At 56.9% G+C, this 17,202-nt stretch carries 20 protein-coding genes, 1 tRNA gene and 3 pseudogenes; 19 read left to right on the forward strand and 5 right to left on the reverse strand.

Translation table 11 applies throughout. The features are described 5' to 3' along the window. Positions 1-29 precede the first annotated feature (29 nt). From DM868_RS02350 to DM868_RS02365, 4 genes are all read left to right on the forward strand, one after another. Positions 30-671: an FxsA family protein gene (locus DM868_RS02350; protein WP_137275246.1), complete on the forward strand. Its 642-nt coding sequence runs from the start codon at positions 30-32 to the stop codon at positions 669-671. Positions 672-752: 81 nt separating this feature from the next. Further along, a tRNA-Ile gene (locus DM868_RS02355) sits at positions 753-827 on the forward strand. Positions 828-1,106: 279 nt separating this feature from the next. Next, positions 1,107-1,502, forward strand: a complete 396-nt coding sequence (locus tag DM868_RS02360; RefSeq protein ID WP_137275247.1) for an SWIM zinc finger family protein — start codon at positions 1,107-1,109, stop codon at positions 1,500-1,502. 158 nt (positions 1,503-1,660) lie between these two features. Beyond that, positions 1,661-1,939 (forward strand): hypothetical protein, encoded by a 279-nt coding sequence (locus DM868_RS02365; RefSeq protein ID WP_137275248.1) that lies wholly within the window; start codon positions 1,661-1,663, stop codon positions 1,937-1,939. Positions 1,940-2,129: 190 nt separating this feature from the next. On the opposite strand, the gene DM868_RS02370 is transcribed toward DM868_RS02365, so the two are convergent. After that, positions 2,130-3,398 (reverse strand): RNA-guided endonuclease InsQ/TnpB family protein, encoded by a 1,269-nt coding sequence (locus tag DM868_RS02370; RefSeq protein WP_137275249.1) that lies wholly within the window; start codon positions 3,396-3,398, stop codon positions 2,130-2,132. 164 nt (positions 3,399-3,562) lie between these two features. On the opposite strand from DM868_RS02370, the gene DM868_RS02375 reads away from it, so the two are divergent. The 3 genes from DM868_RS02375 to DM868_RS02385 are packed head-to-tail and all read left to right on the forward strand — an operon-like array spanning position 3,563 to position 4,778. After that, positions 3,563-4,168 carry a site-specific integrase gene (locus tag DM868_RS02375; RefSeq protein ID WP_137275250.1) on the forward strand — a complete coding sequence of 202 codons (606 nt, stop codon included), beginning with the start codon at positions 3,563-3,565 and terminating at the stop codon, positions 4,166-4,168. A 20-nt stretch (positions 4,169-4,188) separates the two neighbouring features. After that, the gene (locus DM868_RS02380; protein ID WP_137275251.1) at positions 4,189-4,386 is read left to right on the forward strand and encodes a DUF7557 family protein; all 198 of its coding nucleotides are present in this window, start codon (positions 4,189-4,191) and stop codon (positions 4,384-4,386) included. Next, positions 4,383-4,778, forward strand: coding sequence for a PIN domain-containing protein (locus DM868_RS02385; RefSeq protein WP_137275252.1), 396 nt, complete (start codon positions 4,383-4,385; stop codon positions 4,776-4,778). Before DM868_RS02380 ends, DM868_RS02385 begins: the two co-directional genes overlap by 4 nt. Before the next feature lies 1 nt (position 4,779). On the opposite strand, the pseudogene DM868_RS02390 reads toward DM868_RS02385, so the two are convergent. After that, a pseudogene (locus tag DM868_RS02390) lies at positions 4,780-5,130 on the reverse strand (RNA-guided endonuclease InsQ/TnpB family protein); the annotation flags it as partial. A gap of 1,467 nt (positions 5,131-6,597) precedes the next feature. Here DM868_RS02390 and DM868_RS02400 point away from each other — a divergent pair. The 3 genes from DM868_RS02400 to DM868_RS02410 all read left to right on the forward strand — a co-directional run bounded on the left by DM868_RS02400 (position 6,598) and on the right by DM868_RS02410 (position 8,194). Further along, the gene (locus DM868_RS02400) at positions 6,598-6,915 is read left to right on the forward strand and encodes a hypothetical protein (RefSeq protein ID WP_137275253.1); all 318 of its coding nucleotides are present in this window, start codon (positions 6,598-6,600) and stop codon (positions 6,913-6,915) included. Beyond that, positions 6,912-7,541, forward strand: a complete 630-nt coding sequence (locus DM868_RS02405) for a hypothetical protein (protein ID WP_137275254.1) — start codon at positions 6,912-6,914, stop codon at positions 7,539-7,541. The genes DM868_RS02400 and DM868_RS02405 overlap by 4 nt, the downstream gene beginning before the upstream one ends. A 317-nt stretch (positions 7,542-7,858) precedes the next feature. Continuing rightward, positions 7,859-8,194: a DUF7344 domain-containing protein gene (locus DM868_RS02410; RefSeq protein WP_137275700.1), complete on the forward strand. Its 336-nt coding sequence runs from the start codon at positions 7,859-7,861 to the stop codon at positions 8,192-8,194. An 81-nt stretch (positions 8,195-8,275) separates the two neighbouring features. Here DM868_RS02410 and DM868_RS02415 read toward each other — a convergent pair whose 3' ends face one another. Both DM868_RS02415 and DM868_RS02420 read right to left on the reverse strand, forming a co-directional pair. Further along, complete coding sequence (locus tag DM868_RS02415; RefSeq protein WP_137275255.1) at positions 8,276-8,602, reverse strand: HalOD1 output domain-containing protein; 327 nt, start codon at positions 8,600-8,602, stop codon at positions 8,276-8,278. Positions 8,603-8,689: 87 nt separating this feature from the next. Continuing rightward, a complete protein-coding gene (locus tag DM868_RS02420) occupies positions 8,690-9,487 on the reverse strand; it encodes a TrmB family transcriptional regulator (protein WP_137275256.1) in 798 nt (265 codons plus the stop codon). A gap of 381 nt (positions 9,488-9,868) precedes the next feature. On the opposite strand from DM868_RS02420, the gene DM868_RS02425 reads away from it, so the two are divergent. Next, positions 9,869-10,672, forward strand: a complete 804-nt coding sequence (locus DM868_RS02425; RefSeq protein WP_137275257.1) for a TrmB family transcriptional regulator — start codon at positions 9,869-9,871, stop codon at positions 10,670-10,672. 30 nt (positions 10,673-10,702) lie between these two features. Here the strand turns inward: DM868_RS02425 and DM868_RS02430 are convergent, their stop codons facing one another. Continuing rightward, positions 10,703-11,005 (reverse strand): HalOD1 output domain-containing protein, encoded by a 303-nt coding sequence (locus tag DM868_RS02430; protein ID WP_137275258.1) that lies wholly within the window; start codon positions 11,003-11,005, stop codon positions 10,703-10,705. Between the two features lie 420 nt (positions 11,006-11,425). Here DM868_RS02430 and DM868_RS02435 point away from each other — a divergent pair. The 8 genes and pseudogenes from DM868_RS02435 (at position 11,426) to DM868_RS02470 (ending at position 17,199) form a co-directional block, all read left to right on the forward strand. Continuing rightward, positions 11,426-12,081, forward strand: a pseudogene (locus DM868_RS02435) (helix-turn-helix domain-containing protein). Positions 12,082-12,149: 68 nt separating this feature from the next. After that, positions 12,150-12,449: pseudogene (locus tag DM868_RS15735) on the forward strand (DUF7344 domain-containing protein). A gap of 281 nt (positions 12,450-12,730) precedes the next feature. After that, positions 12,731-13,249, forward strand: coding sequence for an Lrp/AsnC family transcriptional regulator (locus DM868_RS02445; protein ID WP_137275259.1), 519 nt, complete (start codon positions 12,731-12,733; stop codon positions 13,247-13,249). 163 nt (positions 13,250-13,412) lie between these two features. Continuing rightward, complete coding sequence (locus DM868_RS02450; RefSeq protein ID WP_137275260.1) at positions 13,413-13,775, forward strand: DUF7344 domain-containing protein; 363 nt, start codon at positions 13,413-13,415, stop codon at positions 13,773-13,775. Between the two features lie 24 nt (positions 13,776-13,799). Beyond that, positions 13,800-14,087, forward strand: a complete 288-nt coding sequence (locus DM868_RS02455) for a HalOD1 output domain-containing protein (RefSeq protein WP_137275261.1) — start codon at positions 13,800-13,802, stop codon at positions 14,085-14,087. A gap of 454 nt (positions 14,088-14,541) precedes the next feature. Then, a complete protein-coding gene (locus DM868_RS14995) occupies positions 14,542-14,703 on the forward strand; it encodes a hypothetical protein (protein WP_170964407.1) in 162 nt (53 codons plus the stop codon). Continuing rightward, complete coding sequence (locus DM868_RS02460; RefSeq protein WP_137275262.1) at positions 14,696-15,394, forward strand: recombinase family protein; 699 nt, start codon at positions 14,696-14,698, stop codon at positions 15,392-15,394. Before DM868_RS14995 ends, DM868_RS02460 begins: the two co-directional genes overlap by 8 nt. A gap of 656 nt (positions 15,395-16,050) precedes the next feature. Then, the gene (locus tag DM868_RS02470) at positions 16,051-17,199 is read left to right on the forward strand and encodes a hypothetical protein (RefSeq protein WP_137275264.1); all 1,149 of its coding nucleotides are present in this window, start codon (positions 16,051-16,053) and stop codon (positions 17,197-17,199) included. Positions 17,200-17,202: the final 3 nt, after the last annotated feature.

Consider the following 17,202-nt stretch of genomic DNA (forward strand, 5'->3'; position numbering starts at 1 on the left):
TTTTCCCGGGTCGGCCGGTAGCCCGGGGTATGTACCTGCGGCTCATCGGGCTTTTCCTGCTCGTCCCGCTCGTGGACGTCTTGTTGCTCGTCGTCCTCGCGACGGGGCTGGGACCGGTCACCCTCGGCCCTGCGGCGACGGTCGCGATCGTCGTTCTGACCGCGTTGCTCGGACTGCTCTTGGTCCGCGCGGAGGGTCGACACACGGTTCGAAAGATTCAGCGCCAACTCGCCCAAGGGGAGCCGCCGACGAACGCGCTGCTCGACGGCGCGTTCCTCCTCGTCGCCGGGGCGTTGATGCTCACTCCTGGACTGATCACCGACCTGATCGGACTGCTCTTGGTGCTCCCCCCGACGCGCTACCCGATCCGACTGGTCGTCAAGCGCTACGTTGTGACGCCGTACCTCGACGGCAAAACCGGTGGCTTCGCAACCGGCAACGTCTACATCGGCGGCTTTCCGAGCGGCGACGGCGAAGGCGGCGGCTTTCAGGGCGGTTTCGGCGGCGCATCGGGGCCCGGCGCTGGCCCCAACGCGGGACGCTCTGACGGCGCGGAGACGGTCGACATGGGCGAGGACGACTACGAATTCGAGGACGTCTCGGACGATGGATACGCCGACGACGACGATTCCGACGCCGAGTCCACCGGCGACGGATTCTCCCGGCGATAATCGTGCCACGGCCCGACGAACTTCGACCGAAAAGAAACGTTTAAACGACCCACGCGGCTACGGTGAAACGCGCCCAACAACGGGCCAATAGCTCAGCTAGGTATGAGCGCTCGGCTGATAACCGGGAGGTCCTCGGTTCAAATCCGAGTTGGCCCATCACGTTTCCGAACGGTCTTTGGCCGTTCACAAAACGGGCGCAGACCTCCCCAGCCAACCAATTTCCGGCGATACCACCTTTCGAGCAGCGCCGCTTTTCACCCGATCCCAACAGCAAACCTAACGCCCACCCCTCACGTCGTGCGATTCTCTTAGCCGAAACCGGGGGTGCAGCATGAGCCCCTGCCGCTGTGAGTACGCCCCGACCGCCCGGTACGACGAGTCCGGCGGCCGCTACTGTGCTCGCTGTGGAGCGATGCTCCCCGAGGTGACCGTCCGATGACCGCGAGCCGCCCGCTCAACTTCACCGCCGAACGCGAGCAGGAGACGACGAGCTTCGAGCGCGCCGATCCGACGGCCTCGCTCATCGAGCAGCGATCACCGCAGTCGTGGACCGTCTCACTTCCCGACGGCGACGGCACCCATCACGTCACTCTCATTCAAGACTACGGCGTTTACATCGGCCGCTGTACCTGCGAGGGCTTTCAGTACAACGAGGGACCGTGCGCCCATCTCTGCACGATCAGGAAGGCCGATACGATCGGCTACCCCGACGTGAACGGAACCCCCGTCAGCATCGAGCGGGTCAACCGCGATCTCGACGACGAGCTTGCCGACCACCACGACGACATGGAGACGGTCCGCGCCGACGGCGCCCGGAGGATCCGCCGGTGAATCGCGCACGCACGCACCCGCCCGCTCGCGCGAGTTCGGCGAGCGCACCCCGTGGGGGGCGTCATACATACTCCGGTCACACCCCCGAATCCCGCCACCGTATGCGGGTTCGATGGCGTCATAAAAACGTCGCGTCTGTCATACGGGAGGGATACTGAATGCCGCGGATGGAATCCCCCGACGAGAACTACGAGCGAGTGAGCGCTCGCCTCTCGGGGTCTCGACGCGAGCGGTTCAACCAGTACCTTGACGAGAACGACGTGAGCAAGAGCGCCGTCATCCGCCGCGGAATCGACCTCGTAACGAACAGCGCAGTCGAGATCGGGCGGCTGTCTGGAGAGACCGACGAGATCCCAGCGGCCGGCGAGATCCGAGAGGAACCGTGGTACGCGCTCGGGGGCGTGTTGGTCGGCTACTTCATCGGTACGCTGCTGTGATCCTGTAATATCACCTATCTCGTACCTCTGTACTCCCCCTCAAAATTAAGTAACCTAAAAAAGAATGTGTTTGTAACATGTTCGAACGCATTAGTAATTGGCTTTCTTCTCCCCGCGAATACGAGGCAAAGTTAGAGTCTATTGACATCCTCCCCGGCCTAAAGGGCGAGGATTCCCGAGCGTTGGGATATTAAGATTCGCAACCCACCTGTTCGCTCGGTGCGAAACGCCCCGAGGTTTGATTGAACAGGTAGGCTACTGGCCGTGCCAAACGACCGTTACTCGTATCCCCCGTAGGAGGATTCTGAGTTATCTTTCTGCGAATGTTCACCGCACCATTCACGTCTGCGTTTATCGTCACACCGCACGACTCACAGACGTACAGACCACGCTCCACGCGATTCGCATCCTGCTTCCGACCACAGCACGAACACGCCTTCGACGTATCTCGTTCGCTCGTTCGGTCAACGAGGATGCCGTGTTCCTCGGCTTTGTATTCGAGCAACGTGGTGAAGCGGTCAAACTCCCAGCCGTGGAGTTTCTTGTTCCCACGCTTGCCCCAGTTCCGAGCGTCACCATTTTCGTCTTCTCGAATCTTGCTCAAGTCGCCAACAGCGATGCGACCGACCTCGTGGTCGATACACTGCTCAACGGTGTGCTTGGCGAGGGCGTGTAGGAAGTGGTCTTTCCGACGCGAGAGGGTTTGCCGGGCGCGAAGCGCACGGCGTGACGGGCCGTTATTGCCCTCGGTGTCGTACTCGTCGCGGGTGAAGTAATGCTTGTCCTGCTTCAGCACATTCCCCGGGTACAACTCTGCATCACCGTCATCGTAGGCGATAGCGAGGTAGTTGCTGATACCGAGGTCGATTCCAGCGGTGTTGTCGCCGGGTGCGTCCTCGACGGGAATCTCGACTTTGCAGACGAGGTGAAATTCCCAGTAATCGCCGTTCCACACGGCCCGAACTTGCTGGATGTTCTCCACGGTCACGTCCGGTCGAGTCTCGTACTCTGCGAGGATGAAGTCCGAGCGGTGGTTCTTGAGATTGAACCCTTTGCTCAGACGGAGTTGGTTGTGCTTCGAATCGTGCTTAATGCCGTTCTGCTTCCACGTCACGGTGGAGCGTGGGTGATTGTCGCCTTGCTTGCGGTAGCCGGGTGGGTTCGCGTCTGTGTCGCCGTTCTTGCGCTTTTCGAACCAGCCGTTGAGCGACTCAGCAAGCTCTTCGAGAACTCGCTGACTTGACTGAGAATGGAGGTCACTGTATCGTTCGTGGTCTTTTAGCTCGCGCTTGAGGTCGGCTTCGGACGGAATCTCGCCAGTGTCATCCCACTCTTGTTGGATGTGGGAGCGTGCGACGTTCCACAGTTTCGAGGCTGAGTGCCCGCAGTCATCGAGGTCGTCACTCACCTGTTGGTGGTTGACGATTTTCGCTCGATAGGTGCGGGTTGTCTCCAGCATCAGACTGTGTTCATAAGCACTTATAAAAAATAGGGTATTAAAAGTAACGACTGGGACGTGGAATATCCGATTATACCATCGAACGTGGTTAGTGGAGGAACTGTCGGCTGTATCCCCGCCCTGAAGGACGGGGTTTTAGCCTTGTAACTTCGAAAAATTCGATTATAGTTAGACTCGACGATTCGGCGAGCGTCACGAAATGCTGGCTCTCACCTGACGAACTCGACCGGTTCGAACGGACCGCCGGGCACGACGGTTGGAATCGAGAGATCGCTATGCAGTTGATGGGACGCTGTGGCCTTCGAGCGTCCGAGGTGAGCTACCCGGCCGACAAGCACCTTCGCTGGTCCGAGGACGGCGACATATGGCTATTCGAGGTTCGTGGAAAGAACACGAAAGGCGGCGACCCGAAGATACGCGATGTGTGGATGCCGGAGGACGTAGCCGACGACGTGCATAAGTACAGCCGTGAGCGCGGCCTCGTCGCAACCGATAGGTGGGTCGACGCTTCGACGCCGTCCATACGTCGGTGGGTCAAAGAAACGGCTGAGACGGTCGCACAGGAGACAGGAGATGAACGGTGGTTGAACGTATCGAGTCACAACCTCCGGCGCTCGTGGGCGACGTACCACCTCGTAGAGCGGCAGGTAGATGTTCGAACCATGATGAGCATCGGCGGTTGGTCCGACTACGAAGCGATTGAACCGTACCTCGCAGAGCCGACCGAGAAGCGGATCGGCGAAGCGATGGCGGCGAAACACCTACATTGATGAATTCACTACGAATTCATATGAGCCGAACTTCGATCCCTGTCGATTCGACCACCAAAGAGCGGTTAGACCGCTTGAAGCGAGATAACGAGACGTGGGACGAATTCTTAGAGCGGATTACGACGACCGAGGAACCGATCGAAGCCGGTGCGTGGTCCGACGAGCAGGCAGACCGCGCGAAAGCTTCCATCCGCAAGTCGCGAGAGAATTGGCGATGACGTTCCTCGATAGTTCGACGATTATCGAGTACCTACGCAACAATCAAACCGTTATCGACTACTTAGACAAGCGAGAGCCGTGGTGGACCTCTACAATCTGCATCTTCGAGGTACTGAACGGCCCCGTAGGATCTCCGAACTTCGATCCGATCGAAGAACGACAGAAATTCAGCGGTGTTCGAGCGCTCGAATTCAACGAACAACTCGCCCTCGAAGCTGCACGACTACAAGACGCATCGATCAAAGACGGGAGTGAACTCTCTCACCGGGACGCCATGATCGCCGCAACCGCCCGATCAACCGGGGACGAATACGTAGTCGCAGACGGCGATTTCGAGACCGAACCGCTCGAATCCGTGATGACAGTCACGAACCTCCACGCCGAAAAGTGAACTACCCCTGCCTACTCGCCGCCTTCGGCGGCTCCTTGAGGCAGGGGCTTCCTGGTTCAACGACTCGCTTTGCAGGAACAACCGCAGTTCCCGTAGGGAGCGCAGTCTTCGCAGGCATTCCTTCGGAGTGACCCACTCCTAGTTGCGAGAGTCCGCGAGAAAGGATATTCCACGCCGCGTTTGCATCTCTGTCGGCTTCGAACCCACAGGCAGGACAGGAGTGTTCACGCACCCACAGCGGTTTGTCCGTTTCGACGCCACAGGACGCACACTCTTTGGTCGTTCCAGCCGGCTCGACTTCCACGAAGTGCGTGCCTTCGCGTTTGCACTTGTATTCGAGTAGATCGGTAAACGCTCCTTACTTGCTTGTGACGCGAGAACATCTCCCTGGCCGACGCGTGTGTCGAGACACCCGTGGCGCCGCTTCGCCCTCGACGGTCGCTCGTGCGCGGGAGCGGATTTGAACCGGACTCAGACGTGCTCGCTGTGTGCGTCTGGCGGGGGTCAAATCGGTCCTCCTCCTTCGCTCGGCTTCTCGTTCCGCTCGAAAACTCGCTCAGTGCGCGGGACCGGATTTGAACCGGCGGACCCCTACGGGACAGCGTCCTAAGCGCTGCTTTGCAGCGCTTAGGTCTTGGCAGTCCAGCGTCGTGCGCGTCTGGAAGCACGAATCGCCGCTGAAGCACTTCGTGCGCCGGTCTTGCCCGCGTTCTCGGACCTTAGCGTCGCGTGAGCTTTGCCTGTAAATGTCCGGGTCTCACGCCATCCACTTAAATACGAGGCCCGGCACAGCGTTCTGCGATGTTACCACTCGCGCGGTCAAATTGCTTGCCTGCCCGGACGTGTTTGACGCTGTCCCGCAGGAATCCGCCGGTTCGAAACCGGTCCCGCGCACTGAGGAGCGGAGCGAACAGGATCGATTTGAAACCTAGAAGACTCGCTGGCACTCGTCTTCTCCACAGTCGAATCGCGCTGCGGGTACCGGTTCGACTGTCAAACGAGTCGTTCATTTAGCCGTGAAGCGTCTAATTTCGGGGGTTATAGAATAAGATCTCAGAGGTGGAAAGGCTAGAATACGGGCGTTCCACATCCAGAAATCACTAATAGACACTATTGTATTGAAAATCGATAGAGTCGACCGGGATAACCGCTTGGAATTCCAGCTGTATTATGCGAGGACAGAGGTCTGTTGAAGACAGGGCACTTATCTGGCACACAGATCTCGGTGACTACTCCTCCGACTTGGCTAATGCCATAATTTCGAGGCCCCAATCCGGGAGATCCGGTTCGTCATTCAGGACGGGCCAGGCCCCTCAACGTCGATCCCCTTCGAAGCGGCTTCGTTGACAAGGCGCTTCAGTTGCCAATGGAAGGCTTCTTCCGTGTCCATATGGGTTCATCAGTTGCCATACTCTCTCACCTCAATCGCTTGGATGATATAGATGAATTTCGTGTATTTGTTTCGGTGAATAACCGTCTGCCCCTGTCTAGTGTTGCGCCACGTCGGATAACTTCAACCGGCGTGAAGTCGAGAAGAGGCGCGTGCTCCGGGCAGCGTTCGACGGTGTTTACGAGCGGAGTGACATCCCGACGCCCCATCAGGGCTGACGGTAACTCGATTTTATATTTCCTGCGAAGAGGTTCGGAAGTCGTGTTTAGATTCGACTAACTTGACGGCAAGGTTACTTACGTGACTGGTAGATAAATCCAGGTAAGACAGTCGCTCACGGCGGTCTCCAGACCTGAACCTCGGAAGTAAGGAATGACGGCGCGTCACTACCGCGCCGCCTGTGTGCCGTCTTAAGCACGGAAGCACACAATGACGCATCCGAACTCAACGAACAATAAGACTACGGGAAGCATCGACAAATCAGGCACTGCAGTCATCGACATCCCTCACGGTGACGCGCTCGAAGTTGACGTAACGTACATCGACACAACCGCACGGAAGACGATCTACTACCTCACCGGTCGGTCAGACGGGATCGACTTCATCACAACTGACAGAGAAGTCGTTGCGCGGTCTGAGCGCGCTCAGACACTCCTTAACGAGCACACGGACTCTGATACGGAGACAAGTGTGGACGGGCGCACGGACCCACAGCATGCCGTCATGACCGACGGAGGCGAAGAGTGACCCGAGTCACCAACATCGACCACGAACCACTCGACAGTGGGCGTGGGAACGTTTGCATCACCCTGAACGACGACACCCACATTGACCTTACCGCTACCGAGAACGAAACAAGGATCGCGCGGACAGAAGGCATGCTGTCAACCAACCGAGTCACGGACCCCGCGGTCATCGAACAACACCTCGATGATATCACTGATCAACTCCCTGACGACGTCGAACGCACCGCGCGGAGAATCCTGCAGGTAGACGCGTGGATCCGTGAGAAGGATCCGACGCGAGCTGCAGACATCAGCATCCCGATTCACGGTCGTTATCGCCCGCTACGCGACCAAACACTCGTGTTGATAGAAGAGACGACGGAATACAAAGGAAACCGCGCACTCCCCATTATCGTCCCATTCAACGAAGACATCAGTGACGGGAAACAACTGCAGCGACGACTGAACGATATCATGGAGCGTGTGACGATGCGAGCGATGGGGGCTCAGCAAGAATCAGCGTTCCGCGACGACTTGACCCGACAGGCAGTCGCGGTGAAGTGGAGAGTCGTCGAGTCGCTGGATGACGCGGAGAAAATCGTTCACGGAGAACCGCAGTCAGCGAAAGCAGCGCTCACAAGCTACTAATAGGGATTAGGGTTAGCAGAATTTCTCATACACTTGGCCGATGTATCCTCCTGTAGCTGATGGATTGGTCGTGATGATACAACGTGCTTATTTTGCAGAACCATTGAGCGCGCCTCCGCTAGAGTAACCACCGTTGCTTAAGACCGACGATGGAAAGGGCCAACCCAAGTTATTGTGTGGCCCTCGTTCATGCTAGCGCTTGATTACGGGCAGTATGACCAATACACTCCGCCACGCTGTAACTCGAATAATCAAAATCCCCTGGAGTGTGAAAATGTCGCTCATTAAAGGATTCAGGAGTCATGGAAAAGAACACCATGAATGGCACCAGTCTCGATGCATGTCTCACACTCGTCGCTGATCGACGCCGGCGAAGACTCCTCGAACACCTACGGCACAACGGAAACGGGGAGGTGCGGATCGATGACCTCGTCGATCAATTGTACCAGGCCGAACTGGCCGCCGCCGATGATCGACAGATGAATCGGGACCAACTCGCCATTCAACTCAATCACTCCCACCTGCCGAAGTTAGCAGATCACGGCGTCATCGAACACAATCATGAACGCGAAACCATCAAGTATCGGCCCGACAACCAGATCGAGACTGTGTTAGAGGGGCTTCCCGAAGAACCGTCGCTTGCCAACCCCTGAACGAACACGTCACCCGTTTCTGAATCGACCGCTCCTGATTAGCTTGGGAAAGCCGATTGACGCCGATTGTCTCGCTCGTTCTTAGGCTTCCGATCGTGGCTCAACAGGTCGGACCTCCACCGAACCGCCATCGTGAACGGTCACGGACTGCCCTCCAAACTCGAACGTAACAGTAACTCCGTCACCCGCTGGCTCGTCCCCATTCGAGCAGACGAGTGCGTCCAACGCGTCCGGATCGATGACCTCGTACAGCGGTTCAATTCCCACCGGCTCACGATCGGAAGCGACCGCGACCGTCTCAATAACTGCGGTACTCGGCGTCGTGGATGTCCAATCGTATTTGGTCCGAATCGCGCCGTCCTTCCCTGGCGGAGTGTCGGGTTCATCCGGTCGATCTGCCGTAGTCATGTCTGATACCCGTCCTGGATGGAGGCGGTTAGTATTAGTTCTGGATTCATGTGAACGAAGTTGGTGGTACTCACCGTCTGATTCTCTCTAGTCGGGATCGACGTTATCGAGTCGCCAGGTGAAGATTGCCTTCAGGACCACGACCAGGCTGTTCGACTCACCCTCACCCCAAATGGCAGTCTCCGACCGCGGGTCAGACGGGCTCGCTTCCGCCCCGTTGACGAGCGCGCTCACGAGCGTCTTCTTCCCGTCCACCATCATGAGCCGGCCGGCCGGCGTATCCGACCACACCCACAGCGATTCGAACATCGTCGCACCGGGAATAGTATCCTGAATGTGGTCCTGGACCTCCTGTGAAATCCCGGCGAGTTTGATCGAAACACCGCGGTCTGCCGCGTCTGCTAACCCCTCGATTAGCTCCTCAGTGAGGAGGTCCTCGACGGTCATGTAGACGATCTCCTCCTCCGCGCTGTCGAAGAACTCCAGGACTCGTGTCGTAACTGGCATTTGCCCGTCGACCGTCCAGACACCGCGCTGTTCCGCCTTTCGCTCGACGGGTTCGAGTTCACCGAGAGCCGTCCGGAGGAGCTCCGTCCGATGTTGCAGTTCGTGTTCGAACAATCGACTTGCAGTTTCGGCAGAGATCGCCCAAAATTTCCGGGGCGAGGAGTTCTGAATATCGACGAGACCCCGGTCGTGTAACTCGTCAATAGCATCGTACACGCGGGTACGGGGCACCTCCGAGACCTCGCTTACGTCCCTCGCTGTCCCCGTGCCGAGGCTGGCAAGTGCAACGAACGTCCGCGCAGCGTAGTTACTCAACCCGAACCGTTCGAGCTGTTCGACCGCAGCAGCCTGTGGGTCCTCGCTCGGATCACTACTCATCTATGGATTCCGTTTGTCCCGAACCCCGCCACGGGAGGTGGCGAGTCGGCATGCAGAAGTAAGGTGGTTGGGACACAGAACTTGACTGCATGCCTGTCGAACGATAGGACGTCCCCGGGCATAATGGTTTTGTGATTAAACGGGTGACAATCTACGTTTCCCGGCCAGCGGAGTTCTATTCTGTGTTTTCGCAGCTCGATACTGTTGTAACGAATCTCATAACACACTTTCTTCGTCGATTCTGGCGACCGGATAAACCAACAGCGTCGGACCGTATAACCCTGGTTCCCGCTCGTCAATCGTCATGGCGGTAGTGACAATACCTTTCTATCCCGAGGTTCTCCCTTCAGAGAAGACCCGGATACTCCGGGGTTGGGACACATGGCTACAACAGATAATTTGGAGGAAGCGATCGAAGTCCTCCAGCAACTCGGGCTGAAAGAATACGAGGCACGATGCTTCGTGGGCCTGTCACAGCTAGAGACGGGAACAGCAAAGCAACTCAGCGACATGACCGAGGTGCCTCGAACGCGCATCTACGATGCGATTCGGGTGCTGGAGGCGCAAGGGCTCGTCGAAATCCAGCATTCGAGTCCACAACGGTTTCGCGCTGTCCCGCTTGACGAGGCGACCGAAACACTCCGGGATCAGTACGAGGCCCGCGTCCAACGCCTCCATGATGCGTTAGACCCGGTCGAGATCATTGATTCGGACGACGACTCAGCCATCCAGCAGGTGTGGGCGATGTCCGGGCGGACGGCGATCGAGAACCGGACGGACCAGCTTATTTCAGAGGCGACTGACGAGGTCGTACTGGTCATCGGTGATGAGTCACTCCTGACGCCCGATCTCGTCGACGTGTTGAATCAGGTCGGTAATGGGGTAAACCTGGTCATCGGCGCGTTAACGAAATCCATTCAGGACCGGATTCAGGACGAGGTGCCGGACGCAACAACGTTCATCTCGGGTCTGGAGTGGTTACACGGCGAGGAGGCCATGAAAGACGACACGGCGATCGGTCGGCTCGTCTTGGTCGACCGATCGACAATCCTGGTGAGCTCGATCATGCCCGAGACAAAGGAGGAACAGGCGATCTTCGGTGATGGATTCGGGAACGGTCTCATCGTAATCGCGCGCAGGCTCATGGCCCAAGGACTATTGACCGCTCGTGACCCCGGAACATGATTCGTAACGGACGACCATCGAATCCGATAGTCAGTCGGGGTGACGGTGACTCGATTTCCGTTCCTGCCTCTCGTACTGTGCCGTTTCGAGCAGGTCGAGGGTGAGATATTCGCCGTTGTCGATGGTGACCACGCAGTTGGAGTAAATGAACGAGAGTTGGCCACCGATCCGTGGTCGTCCGTTGGACCGCGGTTCGAATAGGGCGTCTAGGGCATCTGGATCAAGCACGTCCGAAAGTGGGCGCAGGGAAGGCGGCTCACGACCTTCGATAGCGCTGACCGCACGTACCACGGCCGTGCTCACCGATTCGTCCGCGCCGATCTCGTACTCCACAAGAGCACTTCGTGCCGGGCAAAATTATGTGAACCGTTTTTCACCCAAATAATCAAAATAGTATAGGACAAGGCGGCAAAGTTCACGGTTCGCGGGTTGTAGACATCCTGTGAGGCGAAGCGTTTCCTGCTAAACTCATCCTCTGTAGTCAGCACTCCACCCCTGGCAGAAATCAGGTAGGTCGGCCAGGGGTCTGCCGAACACAGGGCGCGCAGTCACCCGACCTTCTCAGCCTTCGGTGTTACGTATAGAGGATGCTGGCAAGGACCTTGGACGCGTATCGGTGATCCCATTGTGTGGGTCAAGATGCACTTGGCACCCATTCTTGGGCCAACAGATCAGGTGTCCGGGCACAGTGGCGGCATGAACACAGAACAAGCAATAGCAGACCTTTACAGCTGGAAGCCGACGATACGAACGATGGCTACCGAGGCGACGTTCACGGTTTCGTCAGACCAGTTCCCCTTAGGACAGTGTTCCACCAACTGCCGGACGTGACGGTCACGCTGGAGCGACTTATCCCCGCACAGGACGTGGTGATCCCCTATTTTTGGGTGCGGGGAACGGAAGTCGACGACATCGAGAGCGCGTTCACCGAGCACCCGGGCGTGAAGAACATTCGGCTCGTCGACTCTGTCGAGGACGAGTACCTGTTACGCGTCGAGTGGGCGCTGGACTACGGCGACGTGCTAACCGTCCTGGCAGAGACAGCGGTTCCACTGATCGAGGCCACCGGTACCAAACAACAGTGGACGTTCGAAATCCGCGGTGATGATCGAAGCGGCATTGCTGCCTTTCAACGACGGTGTCGAGAGCTGGATATCCCGGTCACGTTGACGACGTTGAACGCACTTACGCCGGTTAAGACGGCGACCGAATCCCTTCTCACTGACACGCAGCAAGAGGCGCTGGTGCTCGCCTACGAGCGTGGGTACTTCGAGTCCCCCCGCGAGGTCACGTTGGAAGCCCTCGGCGAAGAACTCGGCATCTCACAGCAGGCCGTCGGTTCCCGCCTCCGAGGGGGGATCAAGCACGTCCTCGGGAACACGCTCTCCGCCCTTACAGTCCGACCCTGATAGGGTGCTTAAACGGTTTGTGTATGAAAGAGTCACCGTGATTCTCGTCGGTCGGCTGTATTAGGATGATGAGTGTGGATTCTCTCGCCTTCGATTCGGTACTCGATCTGTGTCAACACTAGCACCGGCGGATCGTGCTTGGGACACTCGCAGGAGAACAGCGGTCTCTAACGCTCGACGACCTTACGGAGGCCGTCCTCAAGTACAATCATCAGACGCCACTTACAGAGGCGTCTGAGGATGTCCTAACAGAGATTCGCCTCTCGTTATATCATGTCCACCTCCCGAAGTTGGCCTCAGAAGGACTCATAAACTATGATCCTGAGAAACAGCTTGTGGTACCGACCGAGCAATTCGATCAGGTGTAGCTGACCCTGTCTACGATTCTTGATGCCGATTCACAGCTCGATACGCCGATGAAACTGTAGGCTTATTGAGCCCGACGTTCTGTAGCGATTTCTCGCTAGTCCGCACTGCGGATCTTGGCCCACTCTGGTGGGACAAGGATTCTGTGAACATGTGCCAGTAGTCTTCGTAGTGGGGGTTGCACAACGGCGCGAGATTCTCAACATCACGCGAACTGCCATATCGAGCGAATTCGATGAATGGCCCATGCAGACTTTTCATTCGCCCCGTCCAAGGACACGGTATGGACGATCCTTCGATAGACGACGTGGACCGAAGCATACTGCACCAACTGCAACTCAGTGCCCGCCAGACCGATACTGAAATCGGTGAGGAGGTGGAGGTGACCTCCACGACGGTCCGGAACCGCCTCGACAAACTCGAAGACGGGGGCGTGATCCGGGGCTACCACCCCGAGATCAACTACGAGCGCGCGGGGTATCCCCTCCACGTCCTGTTCGTCTGCACGGTCGACCCGAACGAGCTAGATTCGGTGGCTGAACAGAGCCTCGACATTCGCGGGGTCGTAAGCGCCCGGGAGATGCTCGGAGGCGAGCGGAACTTCCACGCCGAGGTCGTCGCCGATACGGTACACGAGATCGAAGAGATTCGCAACGAAGTGGCTAACTTGGGCCTGACGATTAACAGCTCCGAGATCATCTCCGAGACGCAGGTCCAGCCATGGGATCATTTCTATCCACGGGCGGGCCCCGACGCGCGCCAAGACGACAACGACGACGAGTCGCCCACCGATCAAGAATAGCAGGCCGAACTCTTGAAATATTCAAATAAAACGGCTTCTTGAGGGGCTTCTATTCGAATTTGGTTTCAATATACCCACGAATTTGCTGAAAGTATTGGAATATTCAAACACCCCAATTCTCTTCAAAGAAGGGCTTTTCCGGTAGTACCCCCCATGCCACGTTATGACCGAAACAACCGGGGCAGTAACCGACGCCTTCACCGCGCTGACAGACCCCGTCCGCCGGTACGTCCTGTATTACCTCACAAACCAGGAGGCCCCGGTCAGCTTCGACAGCCTCACCACTCAAGCTGCTGCTTGGGACACCGACAGCGAACCGGACGCCGTCGACGACGAAACCCTCGCCGAGGTGCGCACAGCCCTGTATCACGTGCACCTGCCGAAGCTAGCCGATCTCGGCGTCATCACCTACGAGGCCAACCCCGGGGAAATCGCCCTTACCGACGACACCGACTCTCTTGACCCTTTCCTTGAGCCGGCACGCCAGGCGGATCTCGGGACCGGCACGCCGACCGAACAGGTATAAGTCCGGCTACCGCCTTCGGGTTGTATGGCATCCGCTGACGACGATACGGAGGCTGTGGTTTTCGAGTCAGCATTCGACCCGACGGATGGTCCCGTGTCTCTACGAGTTGTCGAAGCCGTCGCCACGTTCTACGAAGTCGAATCTACAGATATCGACCCGCTATACTCGGTTATCGATTCGGACGCACTTGATGCCCTCTTCGACCCGTCCAGGACCGGCCGGAGATTGAAGGGAGTGGTCACGTTCCAGTACGAGAACGTGGCGGTATCCGTGAACGGTGACGGAACGATCCGTCTCAGCGATCCTGCGTAAGGTTGTTCCGGTTTGAATTGTCCCCTTCGCTTTTACCGGATCTACTGTCCACGCTCAGGGGTTGCTACCGTGCGAGATTCGCGCTGTGTATTCAGCAGGGTCGCGGAAGCCTATCACCGACTCAGGGTTTCAACAGGGCCATTTTCGCCTGTGATGTGATACCTTGATCTCCTACGCTGAGTGATTCTCGGGAAGGCAGTACAGGTACGCCAACTGTGCTATGATACCCTATTAATTTCCCCTAGTAATACTTCGGTTTGTGACGACGGGACGGGATTCGAGTGGCATCTAGTTCGTGCTCACATCTCCAGCGGCGAGTCACTTTGACGCGGCCGCATAAGTCCGCAGGGACGTCCTCGGAAGAAAACGACCCGTAGTGTCTTAGATACCCCCCTTTTAGCCACACCCCGAATTAACGTTAGAATTAACATTCAGAATAACGTTTGTGGCAACTATGCCGAAACGGACCACTACGACAGTCTCTCAGAACGATAATGGTCAGTATCAGGTCACGATTCCGAAGGCAATGGGAGACGCTCTCGACCTCGCCGGTAAAGAGGTGGAGTGGGGTATCGAGTCCTCATCGAAACTCTCCCTGGAGCGGGTAGATGAGTAGAGCGGTCGCCTTCTACCGGAAGTCGCAGGGTACCGAGGATGACGTCTCTCTCCAATTGCAGCGAGACCGTGTAGGCGACCTCGCCACCGACCTTGCGGACGAGGTTGAGGAGGTGGACCTCGGCGTTCACACCGGGTTTAGCATCCACATGCGGCCAGATAGTAAGGAGCGGATCGACACGAATGAGGATGTCCTCGCCCTGTTAGAGAGACTCCGCGCCGGCGAGTACGACTATCTCTGTGCGTGGGACGACACACGTCTCGCCCGCGACCAGTTCTTTTGGGAATTGAAGCGTGCTGCGCTGCTCGGTGGGTGCGAGCTGGCCTTTGTTGAGGAGCCTCCTGAGGATAGCCTCACATTCCGCGTCCAGCGCGCAGTTGAGAGCGATGTCAAGCGCCGCGAGATCGAAAAGTCGCGGGCAGCCATGGCGGAGCGACAGGAACAAGGACACGATCAAGGCAGACCGCCTTACGGCCTCACCTACGACGACGCTGGCGAGCGGTGGGTTCCTGACCGAGAGACGGAGAACGGCGAGGTAAGCGACTTCCAGCAGGCACTGGACGTCATCAAGCACCGGCGAGACAGCGTCTCCTGGCGAAATATTGCTGAGCGGACCGGCGTCCACAAGGATACGGCTCGGAACATATGGGACCGCCGTGAGCGATACCTACAAGAGACGAACGAAGTATGACCGAGAATAATGTCGATCCCGAGGATCCACGCCCGAAGACACTAACTGAAGTTCAGAGATAACGAGTGGCACTATCTCCTCGCCAAGTTCACACAGACGATCTCATTTGGGTCGGCCAGCGCCGAGGAAGACATGATTGGGTGTTACCATGCACCTCCGAGCGGCAGGATGAACCTCCAAGAGGAGACATCTGAAGAGTCCCCTGCGAATAACGACCGATAGGCCCTCTGAATTTGTTCTGGCAGCCCATGCGTCAAAGGGCAAGGGCTTATCTGCACCCTTGTTGAACACCTAGTTATGAGCGACGCTCAACCCGACCGAACGCGCGATGACAAGGGTCGATTCCAGGCGAGTGCATCACCAAATGATGTATTCCAGCAGATGGAGCCACTGGAACCCTATAGTACGAATGAGATCGCCGATCGACTTGGACTACCTCACCGGACAGCTCTCCATTATCTGAACCAACTGGCCGAGAATAATAGGATCCGGAAGAAGAAACCGGGGAAACGTAGCGTAATTTGGGTTCGAATGGAGTGATCTGATGCTTACCTATCATTCTAACTTAGTTAGTGTTATTAACCAGTTGCGAGAGACGTCTGACAGATACCAACCGAACGCGCCATCATCCACACCGCCACCAGGAGAGAGTATTCATGGACATCAGCCTCGATAACCTCACAGACAAGGATAAAGAGGAGATCATCCACGATCTCGTCGAACACGTCGTCAAGACAGAAGAAGAGGTCGAGGAAAAGGAGACACGTGGCGGAAAAACGACGGACCTCAAACTCTATCTCCTAGACAACCAGGGCTTCGAAATCGGACAACTCAATCCGACAATCGAGTTCCTCTCTTCTAGTGACAATACCGGCAAGAACGCTAAAAGCTTCATCGCGGACCACGTTATCGACGAAAACCAGGTCAGTGAGGACATCTCCCTTGTCAAAATTAGCACCCCCTCAGCAAACCGTACTGATGATTTCATCTTCATCCAAAACAACGGGTACCTCTGGATACTCACTACAGAACGGAAAGAATGGGCGAAAAAGACGGTTGAAAACCTCATCAAGTATCTGCCCGACGTCGAGCGACTCTATCTGTCCTCCGAAGCTCTGGAAGATATGGTGGAGGATCTCGATGATGCATACGTGAGTGGGTTCACTGCTAAGTACCACTCCCCTAACCGCACCCGCGATGCAACGCTTGTTTTCCACGGTGCAGAGGAAAACGATCTAGACAAAGCCGAGGAGGCCTTTCAAGCCAGGCCAACTCGTATCGAATTCGACCAAACAAACTCCCCTGCAGCTGCTATCCAGGGCTCCCAAGCTAACGATGGCGAACTCTCCATAGAGAGCGTCAAAGACGGCTCAGAAGCAAAAGCTGTTGCCACGCTCATCGGTCTCTCAGAAGAGTTCCAAAACAAGGACCGCGAAACATTCGAAGTCGAGTATCCCGCAGAACGAACTGTTCTTGAGGACGGTGGATTCTCAGTAAACGGCTTCACAGCTATCGAACTCACGGATCCTGACCGTGATTCAGCGCCCAATCTCGCAGCTGAACTCCAGGAGGAAATCTTGAGCAGCAATCAGTATGATATGGGCCGGTGGGGAGAAGACACGATATTCGTTCACGACTCAGAACATCAGGAAATCTTCGAAGTGGGGCTTGAACCACCGGATATTATCCTATATGCCCGCGAGTCAACTTCGGCACTTAGCCTCCGAAGTTTCTGCCAGAATATCATTGATGAGTTTGATTCGACCTATTCGGTTCAGAAGCGGCAAAACAGGATAGCCGGGTAGTAG

Origin of the sequence: Natronomonas salsuginis, assembly GCF_005239135.1 — an archaeon.
Taxonomy (GTDB): Archaea; Halobacteriota; Halobacteria; order Halobacteriales; family Haloarculaceae; genus Natronomonas; species Natronomonas salsuginis.